Below are 20,358 nucleotides of genomic sequence, written 5' to 3'. Positions count from 1 at the left end.
CATGACCGCGATGCCCGGGGGCGTGAGGTCCGGCCGAGGGCGGGGAGGTGCGCGTGCGGGATGCTGGGGACATGACGGTCAGCGATGACACCAATCCCGGCCCCGGCCACGACCTGCTGCGGGCCGCGGCGGTCCACGCCTGGTCCCTGGACCGCACCCTGGGCCGCTTCCGGGCCGGAACCACCACCGAACCCGCCGGGCTGCCGCTGCTCGAGCTGCCCGCGGCGCTGCGCGACCACGGCTACCGCACGGTGCAGGTGTGCCACTTCCACCTCCCGCACCGCGACGCCGGCTACCTCGCCGAACTGCGCGCGGCGCTGGCCGAGGCCGGTGTCGTGCTGGACGCGTTGCTGGTGGACGACGGTGACCTGACCCACCCGAGCGAGGCCGCGCGCGAGGAGGCGTGGATCTCCTCCTACCTCGCCGACGCCACCGCTCTGGGAGCCACCCGGATCCGAGTGGTGGCCGGCCAGACCCGCACCGGCACCGCGCAAGCCGACAGCTCCGCGGCGCTGGGGCGCATCGCCGCCCGTGCCGGGGACCTGCGCGTCGTCACCGAGAACTGGGGTGACGTGACGCGCGACGCCGCGGACGTGCGGGCTGTCCTCGACCCCCTCGAGGGGGCGGTGGGACTGCTGGTGGACCTGGGGAACTGGAGCGGTCCGGGCAAGTACGCCGACCTGGCCGAGGTCGCCCCCTACGCGGAGACCTGCCACGCCAAGGCGCACTGGGACGGGGGCGACGTCGACGAGGTGGACTACCGCGAGAGCCTGTCCTCGATCCTCGACGCCGGGTACAGCGGTCCGCTGGCCCTGGTCTACGACGCGGTCGGCGACGACGAGTGGGCGGGGCTGGCCGTCCAGCGCGCGATCGTGGAGGACCTCCTCAGCTGAGCGCTCGACTGAACGGCCGCGTTTCGGACGTGGCCGCTCGGCGACGACCGCGCGGATCGGGGGAGCCGTGACCGCGACGTCGTCGACGTCCACGACAGCGGGATGACCGGATGGTGCCTCCGTGCGCGTCGCACCGGGGCTAGAGGTTGAAGACGGTGGACATTAGCCCGATGTAGGTCCCGCTTCCCACGATGAGACTGAGGGCCATGTTCTGCCGCCACAGGTGGACGAGGGTGGTGAGCACGAGCCCTGCAGCGGCCGGGACGACGCTGGCGGCGGCGAGGAGGTCGACGTGTCGCAGGGAGAACACGGTCAGGATCACCAGGATGCCGACAGGCATCCGTTGAGCCAGGTAGGGCAGCAGTGAGCTCTCGCGCAGCGGAGCCAGCAGGGCGAAGGGTGCAGCGCGCAGCGCCCAGGTAATCGCTGCGGCGACCGCGACGACGGCGAGCAGGTGGCTCATCTCAGGCACGACGCTCCTTGCGGCGGGTCCAGCCGTGAGCGGTGAGCAGCAGGAGCACGAAGGTGCACATGGCCGGCAGGATCATGCTGTCCCCGGCCAGGACGGCGAAGGTGAGCGAGCAACCGAGCGCGACCACAGGGATCGGGACCGAGCGGCGGGCGCGGAAGGCGTCCAGGGTGAGGATGAGGAAGAACGCGGTCACGGCGAAGTCGAGTCCGACCACCCCGGGCGGGATCAGCCTCCCCGCCAGAGCCCCCAGCGTCGCGCTCAGCACCCAGTTGACGTAGAAGACGGCCTGCAGGGCCAGGATCCGGGGCGCGGACCACCGCTGCGCGTCCGGCTGCGAGGTGAGCGCCCACGCCTCGTCGCAGAGGATGAAGGTGCTCATCGTGCGCCACCCCGCCCCGCGGATCTGCTGCAGCGGGAAGGACAGCGCGTAGAAGACGTGCCGGAAGTTGACCAGCAGCGAGGTCAGGGCGACCAGGCCCAGGGGTGCGACGGCGACGACCAGGCCGAGGAGCAGGAACTCCAAGGTGCCGGCGAACACCACCGACGCGAAGAGGGTCGCCGCCCACCACGGCAGGGGTGACTGTGAGACCAGGACGCCCAGAGCGATGCCCATGGGCACGATCGCGATGGCCGCGGGCAGTGCGGTGCGCACCCCGCAGAGCACCTCGGCGCGGGTATGGCGGCGGCTCAGCCGCCCACCGGGGTGCGGATCGAGGGGTGTTGCATCCATGGCGCAACGCTAGGCCAATCACGGCGTTTCACGATTGCCGATGTGCACACTCAAATCCTATCGTTAGCAATATGAGGCACCTGGATGACACAGATTGGGCAATTATCGATGCATTGAGTCGGGACGGGCGGCTGAGCAACGTGGACCTGGCGGACCACGTGGGCTTGACCCCGGCGCCGTGCCTGCGCCGGGTGCGGCGCCTGGAGGGCGAGGGCGTGATCGCCGGGTACCGCGCGGTCATCGACCCGCTGGCCCTGGGGCGCTCCTTGGAGGTGACCGCCTCCGTTGAGGTCAGCAGCACGCACGCTGAGACGGTCGTCGACTTCGAGGAGGCGATCGTCGCCTTCGACGAGGTCGTCGAGGCGCGCAAGGTGTTCGGCAGTCCGGACTACTTCGTCCGCATCGTTGTCGCCGACGTCGCCGCGTACGAGCGGTTCCTGATGGAGAAGCTCACCCGCCTGCCGGCGGTCTCGCGGGTCAACTCCCACCAGACCATGAAGCTGCTCAAGGGCCAGGTCTGACCTTCCCGTCTCCACCCCCGGGAACCCTTCCCGTCTCCACCCCCGGGAACCCTTCCCGTCTCCACCCCCGGGAACGGGCGTGCACACGGCCCCCATGGCGCGAGGGAGCAGCGGAAGTAGGAGGTCAATACCTGCGACCCGTCCGCACTTCGACATGACCGCGAAGTCGAAGGCGACCCGCCGGCAGTCAGGCACGCCTTCCCACCCGCAGATCCGAAGACCCGCCAGACCAGCTTCGCCCAGATGCACTGCTCCCTGGCCCAGTCCCTGCAGGTCGTCGGCGACTGGTGGTCGCCCCTGATCCTGCGCGACCTGCACCTGGGGGTGGATCGCTTCGAGGACCTCGTGCGCGATCTGGGCATCTCGCGCAACCTGCTCACCACCCGCCTGCAGACCCTCATCGCCGGCGGTGTCGTCCAGCGCGAGCGCTACCAGGAGCACCCGCCGCGGGACCGGTACGTGCTCACCGCGGCCGGGCGCGAACTGGTGCCGGTGCTGATGGTGCTGACGGCGTGGGGCGATCGCTGGGCCACACCGCCGGAAGGACCCCCCATCGCCTTCGAGCACCGCGACTGCGCGCACCCCTTCACCCCGCAGGTGCACTGCTCGCACTGCGGGCAGCAGGTGCACGCCGACGACGTCGTCGCGGTGCCCGGCCCGGGAGGACGAGCCGGACCCGGGACCATGCTCATCGGGCGCTACCTGCCCACCGCCGGGACCACACGAACCGGACCACCACCCACCGCCGTCGACAGCACCACCGACAGCGCCGTCGACAACGCCACCGGCGACGGGTAGAACGTCCGTCGCCACCCACCTTCCACGACTTCGTGATCGCTTGAAGATGCCAGCAGCTACTTCACGCTCATCCCGCCGTCCGGTCGGCCATGACGCAGGCCCTCACCCCACAGGCAGCCCGAGCCTGGCGACCTCGGCGCGGTACACGGCATACACCGCATCGGGTTCGAGGCCAGCGGCCTCACCCAGCTTGTTGACCAGCGTCGAGACGTGCCCCCACGCGAAGCCCATGACATCTTCCTCGTCATCGCGCACCGCGAGGCCGTACATGGAGACCCGCACCAGCAACTCGGCAAGGGTCTCGGCCGTCACCGGAATCCCGCGACCTCCCGGGTTGGCCTGCTGCTGGATCCACTCATCGGCACTGGTCACGCGATCCTCCTCCGCGAGGAGGTGCTCATGGCTGCCTGCGCCACGATGTGCACCTCCTGAGCTGCTCCAACCCGATGGATTAAGGATCACGACTGCGCAGCTTCCCGGGCATCAGGGATCACCCTGACCAGACCCTGAGGTCACGCACGGAGAGCCTCGACCACGTCACCGCGATCTTCCGCTCATCCCGCCGTCCGGGTGCTCGACGACTTCGCGCTCTTGTCGATGTCCGGGTGCGCGCTGGGTGCGAGGATTACCCAGTGTCGACGTCGGCGATGCTGCGACTGGCGCTCGACCAGGCCCTAGCAGCGATCGGCAGCACGGATCCAACGCCAGGCACTGAAGTCGGACTCCGCGTCGAGCCGCGGTCCGGTCCGGCTCTCGCTGCTCGTCTTCAGGGGTGACTCAATCCAGCTCGAGGAACGCCCGGTCAGCTGCTGGCACCCAAACCTCGGGCCCCGGACGAGGCGCCGGCGCCGCGAAGCCCATTCCGGCCAGGACCGCCGAGACGGTGTCGGCGGGCAGCTCATCGCGCCACAGCAGCGACCAGGGGAAGACCGGGGTGGGGTTCACGATGGGAACGGTGCGCATCCGCGGGTCGGGCGTGCGCATGGCTTCGCCGATGATCGAGGGCGCGCAGACGCCAGCGGTGACGTCCTCAGCCCACTGCTGGAAGCCGAAGGTGGAGCCGGTGGTGTCCAAGTCGATGCCGGCGAGCAGGCACAGCTCGCTGGTGTAGCTGCGCCACTCCAGCGGCGCTGCAGCCATCGGGAACCACAGGTGCTGCCCGGACAGCTGCTCTAGCGCGAGCTCCTCGAGCTGAGCCCACCGGTGGCGTTCGGGGACGAGGACGGCGAGGGGCTCCAGCAGTACCAACCGTTGATCAATGCCGGTGGGCCACGGGGAGGGCATGGCGCCGGAGCGGCCGAAGGCGAAGTCAGCGCCGCCCGAACGCAGCAGGTGCTCGGCTGTCGTCTCCACCGGCCGGTGCACCACGTCGAGCGGCAGGTCATGCGTGCGGGTGGCCTGACGCACCCAGGCCGTCGTGGCGAGGTCGGTGCTCATCACGTCGACGCGAAGACGTCCGGCGCGTCCTCGAGCGAGGTCTAGACGGTCCACCGCGGCGAGGACCTCGCGCGCGGTGGGAAGAGCATGCTGCCCCGCCGCGGTCAGGCGGATCCGGCGCCGGTCGGCTCGATCCACCAGCAGCGCACCCACCTCGGTCTCCAACCGTTTGATGCGCTTGGACAGCGCCTGCTGGGTGAGGTCCAGTCGGGCGGCTGCGCGACCGAAGTGCGACTCCTCGGCCAGGACGACCAGCGCACGCAGCAGCCCGGTGTCGATGTCCACCCCACGAAGGAACGCACGACAACCACCGGTTGTCAACGATGGGAGGAGTTGTTGGACCCACCTCGCCCTCGCTCGGTCTACTCGAGCGCGTGATCGGGAAGCCCGCAGCGACCACGGCAACCACAGCAACCGCAGCACCTGCGGTGCCCTCGTGAGGAGCACCCGCGCCAGCACCGTCCTCATCGTGCTGGCCCTCGCCCTGCAGGGCGCCGCACTGCTCAGCGCTCCCGCAGCGTCCGTGCTGGCGGCCACGCCGATCGCGCCGATCGCGCCGAGCACACCGGCCACGCCGACCACGCCTCTGCTCCAGCGTCAGCTCCACGGTCCCACCGCGCAGGAGGACTTGCTCCACCGCTCCACCGAGACCACGATCCCCACCGCTGCAGGAGCACTCGCGGCCACGGTGCTGCAGCCCGAGACGGGCGGGGCGGTGCCTGGCGTGGTCCTCGTCGCCGGCAGTGGTGCGGGCTCTCGCGCCTCGCTGGCCCACGTCGCGACCGCCTTCGCCCGCCGCGGCATCGCGGTGCTGACCTACGACAAGGACCTGAGCGTCTACACGCCCTTCTCCCGCGACTACGCCGCGCTGGGGCGCGATGCCGCCGCTGCCGCAGCCGTCCTGCGGCAGCGGTCCGGCGTCGACCCGGCCCGCGTGGGCGTGTGGGGCATCAGCGAAGGCGGCTGGGTGGTCGCTTCGGCCGCCGCCGCGGACCCGGCGATCGCGTTCGTGGTGATGGCCTCCGCCCCGACCGTCACCCCTGGCCAGCAGCTGGAGCACACCCTCGCCCGGTTCCTGCACGAGCACGGTCTAGGCGCCCTGCGCCGGCTCGTCACGCCACAGCTGGCGCTCGGACGTCACGTCTTCGACTACACCACCTACACGCCGCCCCTCGCGCAGGTGCGCCAGCCGGTGCTGGCGATCTTCGGCGCCGAGGACGCGACCGTACCGATCAACACCGCCGTGGCGACCCTGGTGCAGAAGCTGCCGACGGCCCCCGCGATCGCCGTGCTGGCCGGTGTCGGGCACGACCTCACCACCAGCCCCGCGGCGGCCGAGCGCGCCGGCAGCTGGATGCACAACCCCGACCAGAAACGCTCCTTCGACACCGCGGTCAGCCAGGGTGTGCCGGTGGTGGCCATGCCGGACCCGTCACCTACCACTGCCGTGCTGCTGCACGGCGCGAACCTGTCGCTGCTCACCGGGCTCGGGCTCACCGTCGTCGCCGCGTCGCGCTGTGGGCTCCACCGGGCGACCCACCGCTTGACCGCTGTTCGCCTCAGCACTGTTCTCCGCAGCGCTTCTCGGAAGGCCACCTGATGCACGCTGTCCTGATTACCATCCACGCCACCGCCGCCACCGTGGCCCTAGCCGCAGGCTTGGCCGCGTTCCGATACCCCGTCCTCATCGGCACGCACGCGGTGGGGACCGTCCTGATGAGCGTCACCCTCGCCGGGGTCCTGTGGGTCGGGCGGGGACGCAACGCCGTCGTCCTCGACGTGGTGTTCCTGGCCCTGCTCGTCCTGTCCCTGGTCATGAGCTACCGCAGTGTCCGAGCCTGGCAGCACCGCTCAGCCGTCAGCGAGAGCACGTCCGCAGGCTACGTCGCTGCGGTGGGTTTCAACTGCATCAGTCTGGTCACCGGGCTGCTGGCCATCGCCGTGTTGCGCACCGGCTGGGGGCCGGTCGCCATCATCGCTGCCGGTGTCCTGCCCACCCTCATCGGCCGCATCCCCCTCAACCGCGCCGTCCACGCCAGGCAGCGACCACCACTGCTGAAGGTTTGAGGGAAGACGACAGCAGCGAGCTACCCGCCGAGGGCCACTCACCCTCGGTCGTAGTACCGGAACGAACGCGATTGCGAAGGTCAAGAACGGCCGTTCGGGTCACGAGTGCCGGTTCAGCGACTTCACGGTCATCCCGCTGGCCGGGCTCGATCATGAACAAGCGTCGGCGCCCGCTCGTGTCGAGAGCCAGATGTCCTCTCTGCGGTGCCGGGTACACGCCCGCGGCGACGCCACCACCTCCACCGCACGATCGAGCTGCGCGCTCCGGCTCGGGGCGTGTGCCAGGCTGGCTCGACCCGAGCCAGGAGAAACCGTGATGGCTGAGCCCGACGACCGCGACGTGCAGCGCCAGCGAGGTCCGGACCCGATGCCCTTCACCAGCGGCAACCAGTTCGCCCCCTTCCAGCGCGAGCACGACCCGCAGGCAGGACCGCAGCGCACCTGGATGATCCTCGCCAGCACCCTCGGCCCCCTGCTGATCATCGCCGTCTTGCTGTGGGTGTGGGGGCGTTAGCTCCCGCAGCCAGGGCCGTGCCGCGGCGACAGGCACCCGGCCGTGAGGCGGTCAGGGCGCGCCGCACGGTCATCGCATCTCCTGCGCCTTCCCGTGAGGTGCAGTGGGGGGCCCGGCCCCCTGTCTGTCAACGTGGGGCGAGACAGGCGGCTTGTGTCCGTCGCGGTCGGCGCCGATACTGACCGGGTGCGCATCCCTGTAGGGGTGCGAAGTGGGCCCGGCAGCCTTCCGGACGGTGGGTGAGCCGGGCTTCGCGCTGCCTGGGCCCAGATCGGTGAGTCAGACCCGCCCCAGCACCCGCCGCGTCATCGCGACGTCGCCGGCCCGCTCACCGCAACCGCTGAACCTGCCCGATGATCGGCCGGACCCGGTCCTGCCACAGGCCGCCGTGGGTCCAGCACCACGCCACCGCGTCCGCGATCCACAGCAGCGGCTCCGAACGGGGCGGCAGGTGCTCGTAGACCAGCTCATCGACCACCCCCGCCTGGTGCACCGCGGCGCGCAGGGTGCGCCGGTCGCTGGCGATGAGGGAGTCGTCCTGCTCCAGCACCAGCCGGTGCGCTCCCACTACCGCCAGGTCAGCGACCAGCTGCTCCAGCACGAGCCGGCGGGCCAGGCGCTGATCCAGCACGGCGCGGGCGTCGTAGAGGTCGACCACGACCCCGCTGGTGCACAACGCTGCCGCGATCTGCCCCTGGCGGGCCTTGCCCTCCTTGGTGAAGTGCAGCCGCTCCTGACGCGCCAGCAGCAACCCCCGCAGCAGCGTGCGGGTCGGAGCCAGCTGACGCGGCTGCACCCGGGCCGCGGCGACCAGTAGCCCGTTCGCCTTCGTCTCATCGACGAAGACGTGCACGCTCACCACGTCCCCCGCACCGACGACCGTGCCGGCGACTCCACCGACGGGTCCCCCGGGCGTGAAGGGCTGACGGTTGCGGCGGGCATCGCGTCAGCATCGTGGATCGCCTTTGTCGCTGCTCCAGCGGGGCATCTGATGCCTGCACCGCCACAGCCGGTGTCTCGCGCAGGCCGCAGCCGCGAGGGCACGCTCGAGCATGACCCTGCCTTCCGACCCTCCTCCCACTTCGTTGCCCATCGCCCTCGGCGACGGCACCTGGCGCACCGACCCCCTACGCCTGGCCATCGCCGCCTACCTGGCCCGCTACCGCGGCGAGACCCGGCGCCACGCCGAGTCCAACCTTCGCGCCTACCTCACCTGGTGCCAACTGCGCGGCCTGAACCCGCTGGCCGCCCGGCGCCCGCACATCGAGCTGTACGTGCGGTGGATGCAGGAGACCCAGCACTTCGCCGCCTCCACCGTCTCTCGCCGCATGTCAGTGGTCGTCGGCTTCTACCGCACCTGCGTCATCGACGCCGTCCTCGAGCACTCACCGGCCGACTACGTCCGCCGCCCCAACGTGCCCCCGGAGTCACCAACCCTGGGCCTGTCCCACCTGCAGCTCGAAGCGATGCTCGCCACCTCCCGGGACTCGACCAACCCGTGTGACTTCGCCCTGGTGTGCCTGCTCGGGCTACTGGGCCTGCGCATCTTCGAGGCCTGCGCCCTGGACATCACCGACCTCGGCGAGGAGCACGGCCACCGCGTCCTGCGCGTGGTGGGCAAGGGCCACAAGATCGTCCTCGTCCCGCTGGCGCCGGCGGTGGGCCGAGCCGTGGACCGCGCCATCAGCGACCGAGTAGCCGGCCCGCTGCTGCTGAACACCCGCGGCGGCCGCCTGGACCGGCACTCCGCCACCCGAAGGCTCAGGCACCTCGCCGACGACGCCCGCATCCGCCTGCCGCGGATGCACCCGCACATGCTGCGCCACACCTACGTCACCACCATGCTCGACGCCGGCGTGGACCTGCGCGACGTCCAAATCGCCGCCCGCCACGCCGACCCCCGCACCACCATGCGCTACGACCGCGCCAGGACCACGCTGGACCGGCACCCCAACTACATCCTCGCCGCCTACATGGCCTCCGGCACCTGACCGACTTCAAGCATCTGACGATGTCCGCCCTGTCTCTGGTGGCGCCTGATCACGGCAGGCACGATGACTCGATGAGCATGGAAGGCCTGCAGGCAGCAGCCGACCCCGCCGTCGGTGACTGGATCGCCCCGCGCCTGTGCGGCGACTTCGGCGCGGTCTGCCGCACCGTCCCTCGCGGCTACCCCGCCTACGCCCGCATCCTGCACCCGGTCGAACCCGACGCCGGCGACCAGGCTGGGCCGACCACGTGGGCCGGCGTCTGCGCCCGCACCGGCCGCACCCCGCACGCCCTGATGCAGTGGGAAGCCATCACCACCCCCGCCCCGCCACCGCGCTCCGGCAGGGAAGTCGTCCTTTCCCGCGAAGGCCGCTGGGATGAGGTCCAGGTCCGGCGGGGCATCCTCCTGCCGCAGGCGCTGGGCCCGCTGCTGGACGTCCTGGCCCCCTTCACCGGCGAGCAGGACTGCCACCACGCGCTGTGGGAGGGGTGGGGCTGGCTCACCGGCGGCAGCGCCTTCCTGACCTTCTCCTCAGCGGGCGGCCCCCAGTCGCCGGCGCCGCCCCGCGCGGCCACGCCCGACGTGCTCGAGCAGGCCCTGAACGCTTCCCGGCTGTCGCTGCCGGGGCGGGAGTACCTGCTGTTCACCGGCCCCCTGCACGCCGCCCTCGGCATGGGGGATCAGGTCACCGACGACTGGTTCGACCCGCAGTCACCGAACCTGCTGTGGCCGGCTGACCGTTCGTGGTGTCTGGCCACCGAGATCGACTTCGACTCCACTCTCATCGCCGGCCCGGTCGACCTGATCGACGCCGTCCTCGCCGCACCGGCACTGGAGGCGTGGCCCGTCCACGAGGACGACGACCTGTCAGCCTTCGCCGACCACCTCAACACCTGACCCCGGGCGCAGAGCCACGCGCGGTCATGCCGCGGATGGTGCGCGGTCATGGCCGCCGGCGACGACCGCACATGCCTGCGGGCTCAGGACGTTGTTGCCTCCCCACCGCAGCGCTCACCCCCAAGGCCATCCCCGGTCGATCGTGGCGCAGCAAGCCACCCGCACCACGTGCCGAGCGAAGTCGAGACCCATGACGCGCCCGCCAGCCGGCAGGGAGTGGACCGTGTCGTTGCAACGAGCCAGCCGCACTACGTCGGCCTCGACCTCAGCGATGACCTCACCGAGGGCACTCACCGCCTGATTAGCGGGTAGATGCTCCATCTCCGTAGGGAAGGACTCGGAGGAGTCGTCGAGCGTGCGCAGCGTCCCGGCCAGCCACTGCTGCACCACCGGGTGCTGCTGGGTCAGCCACTCGCGCGCCAGGTTCAGGTGCTCGCAGTGCTGAGCGGGGACCCGGTCCGGGTTCGTGGTCTTGCACCACTTCGAGGCCAGGCCGAGGGAGATTTCCAGGTCGGAGGGCGTCGAGAGGTCGAAGCGGTCGGGCACCAGGAGTCCTCCGGCGGGTAGGTGGGGCTTAACGGCTCCTGCCCCGTCAATGCCCATCTTCGTAGTGGGAGCAGGCAGCGTCATCGGGGTCATCCCTGAACCAGACCCTGATCGCTGGACGCGGCGTAGACACGCACGGTCATCCCGCTGTCGTGGACGTCGCTGACCGTCCGGATCTGTCGAAGAGCGCATGATCGCGAGAACCTAAGCACGTCGCAATTTGCAGACGAGAACCCGCCTCATTTGTCCTAGGACAAATGCTACGGTGGCGTGGTGTCGGTCATCCAGGGGCGAACCGCAGCTGAGGTCGTGGACTCCGTCCGCACTCTGATCCGCCAGGGCGAGCTGGACGTCGGGGCGGTCCTGCCGCCCATCCGGGCCCTGGCCGCCGACCTCGGCGTGAACCGCAACACCGTCGCCACCGCCTACGCCCAGCTCGCCGCCGCCGGGGTCGTCGAGGCGCGCGGGCGCGCGGGAACCACCGTGCTGGGCCTGCCGAGCGTGCAGGGGGAAGGTGCTGCTCCCTCCAGCGCGGCGGTGGTGAACCTGGCCTCGGGCAACCCGGATCCGCTCCTGCTGCCGGACTGGTCGAACGCCCTGACCGGCTACCGCCCCGTCCTGTACGGGACCGAGCCGGTCGAGGACCGGCTGCGGTCCTGGGCGGAGTCGACGATGGTGACGACCTGGCCGGAGCCGTCGACGTCGACGTCGGCTCCAGCCCCGACATCGGCCCCGGCCCCGGTGACGTCGCCGGTCCCGCCCCGTCCCGACGCTGGTCGGCTGAGCGTGACCGGCGGCGCGGTGGACGCCGTGGAGCGGCTGCTGGCCGCCCACCTGGTCCGCGGGGACGCCGTGGCGGTGGAGGACCCGGGGTTCTTCCTCTCCGTGGGCACCCTCGCCGCCGGGGGCTACCGGCCCTGCAGCGTGGACGTCGACGCCGAGGGCATGGTCGTGGACTCCCTGGCGAAGGCGCTGGCGGCCGGAGCTCGCGCGGTCATCTGCACCTCCCGGGCCCACAACCCCACCGGCGCCAGCCTCACCGCGGCCCGGGCCGCCGCCCTGCGCGACCTGCTCGCCGCTCATCCCGACGTGCTGGTCATCGACGACGACCACTTCTCCCAGATCGCCACCACCGCGCACCACCCTGTGATCCCGGCCACGGCGCGGCGGTGGGCGCTGGTGCGCTCGGTCTCGAAGTTCCTCGGCCCCGACCTGCGCGTAGCGGTCTTGCACGCCGACACCGGCACCGTCGAACGGATCCAGCACCGCCTGGGCCGGCCCACCTGGGTCAGCCACCTCCTGCAGCACACCACCTCCGCCCTGCTGACCGCTCCCGATCACGAGGCGGTGTGCGCCCGCGCCCGCGACCTCTACGGCCAGCGCCGCGACCACCTCACCGCGGCCCTGGCCGAACGGGGCGTCGAGGTGTTCCCCGCCACGGACGGGCTGAACCTCTGGATCCCGCTGCGCACCACCGAAGCCGTCGTGGTCGACGGCCTCGCCCGGCGGGGCTGGGCCGTGCGCGCCGGATCCGCCTTCTCGGCCCGGCCACACCCGGCCCCGGCGCTGCGGGTCACCACCGCCACCTTGACCCCCGAGCACGCCGTGGCCTTCGCCGCCGACCTGCACACCCTGGACACCCTTCCCACCCCGCAGAGGAACCGACCGTGACCCTGTTCACCGGCCTGAGCGCCTTCCCCCTGACCCCCTTGCGCGAGGACCGGCTGGACGAAGCCGCTCTCGCCGCCCTGATCGACCGGCTGGCCGAGGCGGAGGTGGATTCCATCACCGTCCTGGGCTCCACCGGCTCCTACGCCTACCTCTCCGACCAGGAGCGGGCCGCGGCCACCCGCATCGCCATCGAGCACGCCGGTGACGTCCCGGTGTTCGTCGGGGTCGGCGCCCTGCGCACCCGCCACGTCCACGCCCTCATCGAAGACGCCCAGGACGCCGGCGCCGCGGCGGTGCTGCTGGCCCCCCTGACCTACCAGCAGCACACCGACGATGACGTCTACGGCCTCTACCGCGACGTCACGGCCAACCTGGCCGTGCCGCTGGTCGTCTACGACAACCCCGGCACCACCCACTTCACCTTCAGCGACGAGCTGTACGCCCGCATTGCCGAACTGCCTCGCGTGGCCTCCATCAAGATCCCCGCCCTGCCCGCCGACCCGCAGGCCGCCGCCGAACGCGTCGCCGCTCTGCACGCTCTGCTGCCCGGCCACGTCAGCGTCGGCATCTCCGGCGACGCCGCCGCAGCGAGAGGCCTGAACGCCGGCTGCGGGATCTGGTACTCCGTCATCGCCGGAACCCTCCCGCACCCCGCGCTGGACATCACCCGCGCCGCCCGCTCCGGCGACGGCGAGGCAGCCCTGGCCCACTCGGCCCGGCTGCAGCCGCTGTGGGACCTGTTCACCCGCTACGGCAGCCTGCGGGTCACCGCCGCCATCGCCGAGCACCTCGGCCTGGCGCAGCGGTCCTGCCTGCCCCTGCCCCTGCGAGGCCTGAACGCGGCCGACCGGCTGGAAGTCGCCGAGGTGCTCGAACAGCTCGACCTGCACCCCGCACCGTGAACGCACCCGCACCCCGCACCGTCGCAGCCGCCCACGACGGTCCTGCCCCACCGGGCAAAGCCGGTGCGCTGGCTCGTTACGTCGGCGCTGCGACCCTGGCTCGCAGCGCCGACGGGGGCGGGGTCGTCGCCGTGGTCCTGCTGGTCACCGCCACCGGTGGGCCGGGCTGGGTGGCCGGGCTGTTGGGGGCCTGCATCACCTTCCCGCACCTGTTCGGCCCCTTCCTGGCCCGCAGCCTCGACGTGGCCCGCGACGGGCGCACCGTGCTGTCGCTGGCGTGCGTGGCCCACGGCGCCACCCTGACCGCGGCGGTCCTGCTCCACCCCCACGTCCCCACCGCGCTGACCGCTCTGCTGCTGATCGCCACCGGCCTGACCGGCCCCCTGCTCACCGGGGGAATCAGCTCCCGCCTCCCGGCGATCGCCGGCCCCGGCCAGGTCGCGCAGCGGCGGGCGCAGGGGTGGGACGTGGCGACCTACGGCCTGGGCGGCACCATCGGCCCGAGCATCGTGGCCGTGGTCTCGGGCTGGTCCACCCCCACCGTGGCCGCTCTGGTCCTGGCCGCCGGGACGGTGGTGGCCGCGGTGCTGGTGCGGCTGCTGCCCCACGCGCCCCCACCCGCAGCCGCCGGCGTTGTGCCCCGACCGCTGGCCACCCTCAAGATCATCGCCACGACCGGAGCCCTGCGGCGCACGCTGTACCTGACGATGGTTGTGGCCGCTTCGGTGGCGGTCCTACCCATTGCCGCCGTCGCCGGCACCGACCGGTTCGGGATAGCCCCTTCCACCGCAGGTCTCCTCACCGCCGTCTACGGGGTGGGCAACCTCGCCGGCTCGGTCGCCGTAATGGTTCGACCGTTGCGGGGTGACGCCGACCGGGCCCTGCCCGTCCTGGCCCTCGCCGTCGCGGTCGCTCTGGCCGGCGTCGCCCTCGCCTCCACCGTCTGGGTCGCCGCGGCCACCTACACCCTGGCCGGGGTCCTGAACGCCTTCTTCTTCGCTACGACCCTGGCCGCCCGCAGTGAGTACGCACCCCCGGCGGTGCGGGGGCAGACGTTCGTCTGGGTCGGAGCACTGAAGATCACTGCCGGCTCGACCGGAACCGCCGCCGCCGGCGCCGTCATCGCCCACGCCGTGCACCTGCCCGCCGCTCTGGGCGCGGTCGTCATCTCCGCGGCGGCCGGCGCCGCCGTTCTGGATCATCGTCACCAAACGCGGAGCAGTCGATAGGTGTCCACCGTCGTAGGTTGACCCCGCTGATCCTTCTAGCCCGGCAGATCCGGTTGCCTACCCGCGTTCGATCCCAGAGCTCAGGCCATGGACGAGATCTCTCGCACTGGGCGACGTCACGGTCATCCCGCGGATGGTGTGCAGTGCGAGGCGTCAGGATGGCGCCGTGAAGCGAGGTCACTTGCACCACCTGGAGCTGTGGAGAGACGACGCCACCGCCACCGAGGGGCCGTGGCCCTGGCTGCTGCAGCAGCTCGGCTACTCCTGCACGGACACCTGGGCCACCGGCTGCACCTGGTCCCTCGAGGAGGCGTACGTGGTGCTGGAATCTGGAACCGACCACGTCCGCGGCCGCTCCGAGCGACTACGAAGCGGCATGAACCACCTCGCCCTGTGGGCTGGCAGCAGAGCAGACGTCGACACCCTCACCAACGAGGCACCGCAGCACGGGTGGCGGTTGCTCTTCGCTGACCTGCACCCTCACGCCGGTGGGCCGCAGCACTACGCCGCCTTCCTCGAAGACGACGCCGGCTTCGAGGTCGAACTGGTGGCCGAGGAACCCTCAGCATCGGCCTGACGACCTCACGGTCATCCCGCCGTCCGCGCGGTCATCCCGCTGGCCATGCGCGGTGGTGCTGTCGCGCGGTCGTGCCAGGGTGCAGAGATGGCGAACGTCCCCTGGCCTCGCGAGGCCGTCGTCCAAGCCCTGCGCGAGCGGCTCCTCGACGACGGCGCGGTCACCGACGGCTTCACCGGCCTCGACGTCCGCCCCGCCCTGGCCGGCGAGCCCCCGCACCCGGACAGCACCCGTGAGCACGAGCACGTGGTCGTGCTCCTGCGCTGGCGGCAGGACCCGCACCTGTACGCCATCGCCGTACCCCTGGTGCCCGGCCCGGCCGGGCCGCCCCCACCGGGCGTGCACGCCGCCTCGTCCGTGCACTCGCTGCAGAGCTGGGCCGAGGAGGTCGTCATCTCGCTGGCGGAGGACCTCGACACCGGGCTGGTGCAGTGGGCAAGGCGCACCCAAGTCGGTGACGCGACCTTCCTGAGCAGCCCAGGCGCAGCCGAGAAATCCCCGCCCGAGGGGTACTACGTCGGCCCCCTCTACCTCGGACCCGGCGGTGACGACGGCGCGCACCTGGCCGATGTCGGCCTCGACGTCAGCACCGCCCGTCGCCTGCTGACCGATGGTCGTCTGCTCACCTGGCTGCACGCCTACGTGAACAACGCACGCGGCGAGCCGTACGTCGGCCACGCCGTCGTGGCTCGTGCACCCGCCGGCGTGGCCGGCGAACGATCCGGACCGGCCCGCCTTGAGGTCCTCCAGGTCGTGCCCGGCACCCCGGGCACCGTGAGCGCTGCGCTGGCCTACCACGCGGTGCGCGAGGCCGTCGAAGCCGGCGCGCAGTCCGTCTCCAGCACCCTGGGCGACCCGGTTGCGCGACCCGCCCTGGAAGAGGTCGGCTTCCGACGCGGCGACAGCAGCGCGGAACTGTCGGTGACGTGGCGCGAGGTGCGCAGGCCCGACCTGCGCCGCAGGTAGCGCGCTCTCCCTACGGGGCCGACAGCTGCCTCGACTGCGCGCTCATGGCGCGGAGCGGGTGCGATCGGGCCAACCCCGAGACGCAGCAGCAGCCCGTCAACAGACGGGACCCGTCCCGGGCCGCGTGCGGACAGAGGAAGTGCTCAGTCGCTAGCGCCAGCACCTGATCGACGTCGACGTGCCGTGCGCAGCACAGCACCCACCACCAGGTAGAGGACGAGTGCGCAAGCGCTTCCAAGGACGATCGACAGCAACCGCGACTCGGGGAGCAGGTCGCGAAAGAGGGAGATGAGCAGACCCGCCAGCACACCGGCAACCACGGCCTGCAGAACACCGATCTGGGGAACCGGGCGAGCGTGGCGCGTCGAACGGCTGTCCTCGCGGGATCCACCAATCACCTGCCCCACCCTAGGCGGGCTGAGCAAGGACCTCACGGTCATGGCGCGCTGCGGGCGCGATCAAGGAGGCCAGCGGTGCACCCACACAATGCCGAAGAGCGAGCGGTGCCCCGGTTCAGAGTTGGCCCGGGGCAGTTCTCAGCTGATCGGGGCGAAGCTCTGCGGAGATGCCTCCGCCGCGGCGCGGGCTGCGGCACTGAGGGCTTCGTCGTCGAGGGGGTAGGAGGCATCGATGCGCTCCTCGGGAACGTCTGTGCGCGTCTCGTCGTCGGCGGCCGCCAGGACTTCGTGCTCCTGGCGTACCTGCTCGATGACCGAGGCGACGTCCTCCAGGCCCAGGAAGCGGTAGGCCTGCAGCACCCGGGGTAGGGGGTACTCGCGGTCCTCGCCGTAGCTCTCCACCGCATTGAGCAGTCCGCCGTTCATGACGCTGCCGTGGAAGGTCAGCGCGACGTGCAGCGCCTCATCTCCGCGGTGGGTCCTGATAGCTGGTGCGTCCCACTCGCAGGCCCGGTTCCACAGGGCGTCGAAGTGCTCGTCCGTCATGACCACGACCGTACCGAGGTGTCGTACACCGGGGGTCGTGCCGGGGATGACGGAGGGCGGCCACCCGGCGCAAGGCCCCCGACCACCCGCTCATGGCTGTGGGCTCAGGCGGTCAACGCAACACCTCCGCCAGCACCTGCGAGGGTGACCGAAAGCCAAGGGTCTGTCGAGACCGCTCGTTCAACTCCGCAGCGATGGCATCGAAATCGGCTTGCGTCAGCGTCCGGAAGTCCAGCGATCGGGGCAGGTAATAACGCAACAAGCCGTTCGTGTTCTCGTTCGACCCGCGCTGCCAGGGCGACTTCGGGTCGCAGAAGTACACCTGCATGCCCGTGGCCGCGCTGAAGCGTGCGTGCTGAGCCATCTCGTGCCCCAGGTCCCAGGTCAGCGACTTCGCCAGCTGGGTCGGCAGCGTGCTCACCGCCGCGCTGAGCGCATCGGCCACCGCGTCGGCGCGGTGATGCCCTTCTGGCAGAGCCACCAGCATCACGAAACGGGTCGAGCGCTCCACCAGGGTCACGACCGGGCTCATACCCTTGCCGAAGACCAGATCGCCTTCCCAGTGCCCCGGCACCGCCCGATCTTCTGCCTCGACGGGGCGTTCGCAGATGCGCACCGTTCCCGGCCGAGCCCCGCGCCCATCAGGCAGACGAGCACCCTTCGGGCGGCGCAGAACCCGGCCGGTGCGCAGGTACTGCGTCAGCTCCTTGCGCAGCGCCCCACGCGCTTGCACGAACAAGGGGCGGTAGATGCTCTCGTGGCTGACCTGCATGCCCTCATCGTCGGGGAAGACGGATTTGAGCCAGCCGGCGATCTGCTGCGGCGACCACCGCTTGAGCAGCTTGGCCGCCACGAGCTGAGCCAGTCGCTCGTTGCCGGCCAGCTTGCACCGCTTGGCCCGGCTCGCCCTCGCCCAGGCCCGCTCATCAGCCCTCAGCGCCCGGTAGTGGCGCCGACCACCGTTGGCCGCGACTTCCCGGCTGATCGTCGAAGGTGCCCGCCCCAAGCGGCGGGCGATCGCGCGCAACGACTCCTTCGCGGCAAGGCCGCGGGAGATCTCCTCCCGTTCGGCCAGGCTCAACTTGCCTGCACCACGCGCTCGAGGGGCGGGGCGAATGCCGCCGCAGCGGATCAGGTACGAGCGCACCGTGCTCATCCCCAGGCCCAGCGACCTGGCGGCGGGCTTGGCGGCCATGCCGGTACGCAGACGCTGCCACAGCGCCTCGATCATCAACGGTGTCAGCTTCTCGAAGTCCCCGTGCGGCACGGCAGCCCCTTCCCCTCACCTTGATCAGGGAAGTGTTGCGCTCACCCCTTGAGACCACCGCTGCGGGCTCAGGCGGTCAGTGCAACACCTCGGCCAACGCCTGCGATGGTGTCCTGAAGCCCAGCGTCTGTCGAGGCCGACCGTTCAGCTGAGCGGCGATCGCATCCAGGTCCGCTTGGGTCAGTGCGCGGAAGTCCAGCGTGCGCGGCAGGTACTGCCGCAGCAGACCGTTGGGACTGCTGCATGATCCGGCTCCTGTTCGCGGCCGTGCAGTGGCTGGCGGCTGAGCCGGACGGAGGTGCCTCGGCGTGGATCAGTCGGGTCAGTACGCCGGTCCCAGCGGCCTTCTAGGTGGTGACGTGGCTCGTGTGCTGGCATGAGGAGGTGTACCGGGTAGGCGAGTGAGTCGCGCACTCATGTCCCAGCGAGGGGCGCCCGGTCATCCCGCCTTGAGTGCGAGATCGCTGCCCACCTACCGTGCGAACCGTGGACGAAGGATCGGCGTACTCCAGCAAGCTGACGCTCACCTTCGGCGCGTCCGGCGGACCTACCCACGCCCGGCCCGGCGATGTCACCGACGCCCAGGACGAGCACCTCCGGACGCTCAAGCGCACCGTGGCCCTGCCTGTGGTGACCTCGCTGCTGAGCGACGCGGAGCTGGAGCGGGTCACGATCCACTGGGGCATCGATGGCGACCCCGGCGACGTCTGGATCAGCGTGGCCGCCGCCGGGGAGGAGTTCGAAGACCTGCTGACATCACCTTCCTGGCACGGGGGCGATCCTGACGGCGAGCAACATTCCCCACTGACTGCCCAGGAGTGCGCGCAGCGTCTGGCCGACCACCTCGAGGACTGGATCGCTGAGAGCCGCTTCGGGTGGGGGCAGCGACGGATCGCGCGCTACACCCTTCCGCAGTCCTGAGCGGCATGCGTCTTGACCGACCTCACGGTCATCCCGCGTTGTGCGCTCGACCGGCCGCCTTCAGGCGAGCCGCCGCCGACGTCGCTACCCCCTGTGACACGAGGGGCAATCACGAAGGATCAGCCGCCCCGGCTCCACAGCAGGGCACCCAAGATCCAGTACGCCAGGGCAGCCGCCCCAGCCCACACGATCACCACAGCGCCCAGCACGGCACCGGGCCACCACTGCGACCCCAGACCGATGGGCACCAGGAAGCCGCCGAGGATCAGCGCGAGGGCAGCAGCGAACCTCAAGCGCCCCAGGTAGGGGTTGCCCAGGGGCAACTCCTCCTCCTCGACCCACTCCGCCGTACCGGCCTCATCGCTCACCTGAGCATCCTCGCCGATGAGCAGGAGCTCGTGGGCGCGATCGACTCGACTCCTCGGCACACCACGCGAGCCCATCCCGCCTTCCGGGCGCGATCATGGTTGGCGACTTTACGGTTCTGTCGAAAAGCGAGCGATCGCTGAGCGCGGCGATCACTTGCATCACCCGATGCGAGGCGGGCGGGCATGCCACAGTGCAGATGTGGATCAAGCTCACCTCACCGACTCACACAACGTCGTCGTGGCCATGGACTACGGCCAGTTCGACCTGTGGACCGACTACTGGAGCGACGACCTCGACACCGAGGCTCTGCTGCAGCGAGCCCTCAAGGGCGACCACATCGCTCAGGAGCGCCATTGCCTGGTCATCACCTGCCCGCACCAGAACAACTTCGAGATGCCCTTGACGCTGGAGCGCTGGAGCGCGCCGGCTGAGGATGACCTGCAGGACTGGCAAGAAGCCTACGAAGCACACCTCAGCGTCAGCGAGTACGGCCTCTACTACCAGTCCCCGACCCTGGAAGGCACCCAGCTGCCCGTGCCCAGCGGGGAGTACCACGCGCTCATCACCGGTCGGCGCTTCATCACCCGCGGCTGGCCAGGCTCCACCACGCCCGGAGACGAATGGCGCATCCGCCTGTGGCCCTCCAT

At 71.0% G+C, this 20,358-nt stretch carries 25 protein-coding genes; 15 read left to right on the top strand and 10 right to left on the bottom strand.

Features of this window, described 5'->3' with window-relative positions:
- The first annotated feature begins 71 nt into the window (after positions 1-71).
- A complete protein-coding gene (locus tag MN205_RS01860) occupies positions 72-893 on the top strand; it encodes a sugar phosphate isomerase/epimerase (protein ID WP_242123770.1) in 822 nt (273 codons plus the stop codon).
- A 139-nt stretch (positions 894-1,032) separates the two neighbouring features.
- Here the strand turns inward: MN205_RS01860 and MN205_RS01855 are convergent, their stop codons facing one another.
- Both MN205_RS01855 and MN205_RS01850 read right to left on the bottom strand, forming a co-directional pair.
- Positions 1,033-1,356, bottom strand: a complete 324-nt coding sequence (locus tag MN205_RS01855) for an AzlD domain-containing protein (RefSeq protein WP_242123772.1) — start codon at positions 1,354-1,356, stop codon at positions 1,033-1,035.
- 1 nt (position 1,357) lies between these two features.
- Positions 1,358-2,095 carry an AzlC family ABC transporter permease gene (locus tag MN205_RS01850; RefSeq protein ID WP_242123768.1) on the bottom strand — a complete coding sequence of 246 codons (738 nt, stop codon included), beginning with the start codon at positions 2,093-2,095 and terminating at the stop codon, positions 1,358-1,360.
- 71 nt (positions 2,096-2,166) lie between these two features.
- On the opposite strand from MN205_RS01850, the gene MN205_RS01845 reads away from it, so the two are divergent.
- Positions 2,167-2,616 carry an Lrp/AsnC family transcriptional regulator gene (locus MN205_RS01845; protein WP_242123765.1) on the top strand — a complete coding sequence of 150 codons (450 nt, stop codon included), beginning with the start codon at positions 2,167-2,169 and terminating at the stop codon, positions 2,614-2,616.
- 243 nt (positions 2,617-2,859) lie between these two features.
- Positions 2,860-3,414, top strand: a complete 555-nt coding sequence (locus MN205_RS01840) for a helix-turn-helix domain-containing protein (RefSeq protein ID WP_242123763.1) — start codon at positions 2,860-2,862, stop codon at positions 3,412-3,414.
- A gap of 102 nt (positions 3,415-3,516) precedes the next feature.
- Here MN205_RS01840 and MN205_RS01835 read toward each other — a convergent pair whose 3' ends face one another.
- Together MN205_RS01835 and MN205_RS01830 are read right to left on the bottom strand one after the other, a co-directional pair.
- Positions 3,517-3,786, bottom strand: coding sequence for a hypothetical protein (locus MN205_RS01835; RefSeq protein WP_242123761.1), 270 nt, complete (start codon positions 3,784-3,786; stop codon positions 3,517-3,519).
- Between the two features lie 405 nt (positions 3,787-4,191).
- Positions 4,192-5,136, bottom strand: a complete 945-nt coding sequence (locus tag MN205_RS01830; protein ID WP_242123759.1) for a LysR family transcriptional regulator — start codon at positions 5,134-5,136, stop codon at positions 4,192-4,194.
- Between the two features lie 151 nt (positions 5,137-5,287).
- Here MN205_RS01830 and MN205_RS01825 point away from each other — a divergent pair, with 151 nt between their 5' ends.
- The 3 genes from MN205_RS01825 to MN205_RS01815 all read left to right on the top strand — a co-directional run bounded on the left by MN205_RS01825 (position 5,288) and on the right by MN205_RS01815 (position 7,432).
- The gene (locus tag MN205_RS01825; protein ID WP_242123757.1) at positions 5,288-6,451 is read left to right on the top strand and encodes a S9 family peptidase; all 1,164 of its coding nucleotides are present in this window, start codon (positions 5,288-5,290) and stop codon (positions 6,449-6,451) included.
- A gap of 59 nt (positions 6,452-6,510) precedes the next feature.
- The gene (locus MN205_RS01820; protein ID WP_242123756.1) at positions 6,511-6,918 is read left to right on the top strand and encodes a hypothetical protein; all 408 of its coding nucleotides are present in this window, start codon (positions 6,511-6,513) and stop codon (positions 6,916-6,918) included.
- Between the two features lie 316 nt (positions 6,919-7,234).
- The gene (locus MN205_RS01815) at positions 7,235-7,432 is read left to right on the top strand and encodes a hypothetical protein (RefSeq protein ID WP_242123754.1); all 198 of its coding nucleotides are present in this window, start codon (positions 7,235-7,237) and stop codon (positions 7,430-7,432) included.
- 328 nt (positions 7,433-7,760) lie between these two features.
- Here MN205_RS01815 and MN205_RS01810 read toward each other — a convergent pair whose 3' ends face one another.
- The gene (locus tag MN205_RS01810; RefSeq protein ID WP_242123752.1) at positions 7,761-8,291 is read right to left on the bottom strand and encodes a hypothetical protein; all 531 of its coding nucleotides are present in this window, start codon (positions 8,289-8,291) and stop codon (positions 7,761-7,763) included.
- Positions 8,292-8,517: 226 nt separating this feature from the next.
- Here MN205_RS01810 and MN205_RS01805 point away from each other — a divergent pair, with 226 nt between their 5' ends.
- Together MN205_RS01805 and MN205_RS01800 are read left to right on the top strand one after the other, a co-directional pair.
- Positions 8,518-9,423: a tyrosine-type recombinase/integrase gene (locus MN205_RS01805; protein ID WP_242123750.1), complete on the top strand. Its 906-nt coding sequence runs from the start codon at positions 8,518-8,520 to the stop codon at positions 9,421-9,423.
- Positions 9,424-9,494: 71 nt separating this feature from the next.
- A complete protein-coding gene (locus MN205_RS01800) occupies positions 9,495-10,319 on the top strand; it encodes a hypothetical protein (RefSeq protein WP_242123749.1) in 825 nt (274 codons plus the stop codon).
- Positions 10,320-10,433: 114 nt separating this feature from the next.
- Here MN205_RS01800 and MN205_RS01795 read toward each other — a convergent pair whose 3' ends face one another.
- Positions 10,434-10,865, bottom strand: a complete 432-nt coding sequence (locus MN205_RS01795; RefSeq protein WP_242123746.1) for a hypothetical protein — start codon at positions 10,863-10,865, stop codon at positions 10,434-10,436.
- Positions 10,866-11,138: 273 nt separating this feature from the next.
- Between MN205_RS01795 and MN205_RS01790 the strand changes: the two genes are divergently transcribed.
- From MN205_RS01790 to MN205_RS01770, 5 genes are all read left to right on the top strand, one after another.
- On the top strand, positions 11,139-12,536 hold the full coding sequence (locus MN205_RS01790) for an aminotransferase class I/II-fold pyridoxal phosphate-dependent enzyme (RefSeq protein WP_242123744.1): 1,398 nt from the start codon (positions 11,139-11,141) through the stop codon (positions 12,534-12,536).
- Positions 12,537-12,538: 2 nt separating this feature from the next.
- Positions 12,539-13,438, top strand: coding sequence for a dihydrodipicolinate synthase family protein (locus tag MN205_RS01785; RefSeq protein ID WP_242730024.1), 900 nt, complete (start codon positions 12,539-12,541; stop codon positions 13,436-13,438).
- A complete protein-coding gene (locus MN205_RS01780; protein ID WP_242123740.1) occupies positions 13,435-14,667 on the top strand; it encodes a hypothetical protein in 1,233 nt (410 codons plus the stop codon). Before MN205_RS01785 ends, MN205_RS01780 begins: the two co-directional genes overlap by 4 nt.
- 166 nt (positions 14,668-14,833) lie before the next feature.
- On the top strand, positions 14,834-15,244 hold the full coding sequence (locus MN205_RS01775; RefSeq protein ID WP_242123738.1) for a VOC family protein: 411 nt from the start codon (positions 14,834-14,836) through the stop codon (positions 15,242-15,244).
- A gap of 87 nt (positions 15,245-15,331) precedes the next feature.
- Positions 15,332-16,210 (top strand): hypothetical protein, encoded by an 879-nt coding sequence (locus tag MN205_RS01770; RefSeq protein ID WP_242123736.1) that lies wholly within the window; start codon positions 15,332-15,334, stop codon positions 16,208-16,210.
- 143 nt (positions 16,211-16,353) lie between these two features.
- On the opposite strand, the gene MN205_RS01765 is transcribed toward MN205_RS01770, so the two are convergent.
- From MN205_RS01765 to MN205_RS01755, 3 genes are all read right to left on the bottom strand, one after another.
- Positions 16,354-16,608: a hypothetical protein gene (locus MN205_RS01765; RefSeq protein ID WP_242123734.1), complete on the bottom strand. Its 255-nt coding sequence runs from the start codon at positions 16,606-16,608 to the stop codon at positions 16,354-16,356.
- Positions 16,609-16,746: 138 nt separating this feature from the next.
- Positions 16,747-17,154, bottom strand: a complete 408-nt coding sequence (locus MN205_RS01760; protein WP_242123733.1) for a hypothetical protein — start codon at positions 17,152-17,154, stop codon at positions 16,747-16,749.
- 112 nt (positions 17,155-17,266) lie between these two features.
- Entirely contained in the window at positions 17,267-18,385 is a 1,119-nt protein-coding gene (locus MN205_RS01755) for an IS30 family transposase (RefSeq protein ID WP_374115807.1), read from the bottom strand.
- 522 nt (positions 18,386-18,907) lie between these two features.
- On the opposite strand from MN205_RS01755, the gene MN205_RS01750 reads away from it, so the two are divergent.
- Positions 18,908-19,342, top strand: a complete 435-nt coding sequence (locus tag MN205_RS01750) for a hypothetical protein (RefSeq protein WP_242123729.1) — start codon at positions 18,908-18,910, stop codon at positions 19,340-19,342.
- A gap of 119 nt (positions 19,343-19,461) precedes the next feature.
- Here MN205_RS01750 and MN205_RS01745 read toward each other — a convergent pair whose 3' ends face one another.
- Positions 19,462-19,710, bottom strand: coding sequence for a hypothetical protein (locus MN205_RS01745; RefSeq protein ID WP_242123727.1), 249 nt, complete (start codon positions 19,708-19,710; stop codon positions 19,462-19,464).
- 199 nt (positions 19,711-19,909) lie between these two features.
- Between MN205_RS01745 and MN205_RS01740 the strand changes: the two genes are divergently transcribed.
- Positions 19,910-20,358 (top strand): hypothetical protein (locus MN205_RS01740; RefSeq protein WP_242123725.1); only part of this gene is annotated, 449 nt, incomplete at its 3' end.

The sequence above is a fragment of the Kineococcus sp. TRM81007 genome (assembly GCF_022669155.1).
Lineage (GTDB): Bacteria > Actinomycetota > Actinomycetes > Actinomycetales > Kineococcaceae > Kineococcus.
Note: the sequence above shows the minus strand (reverse complement) of the source record. Positions and strands in the feature narration are given on the sequence as shown.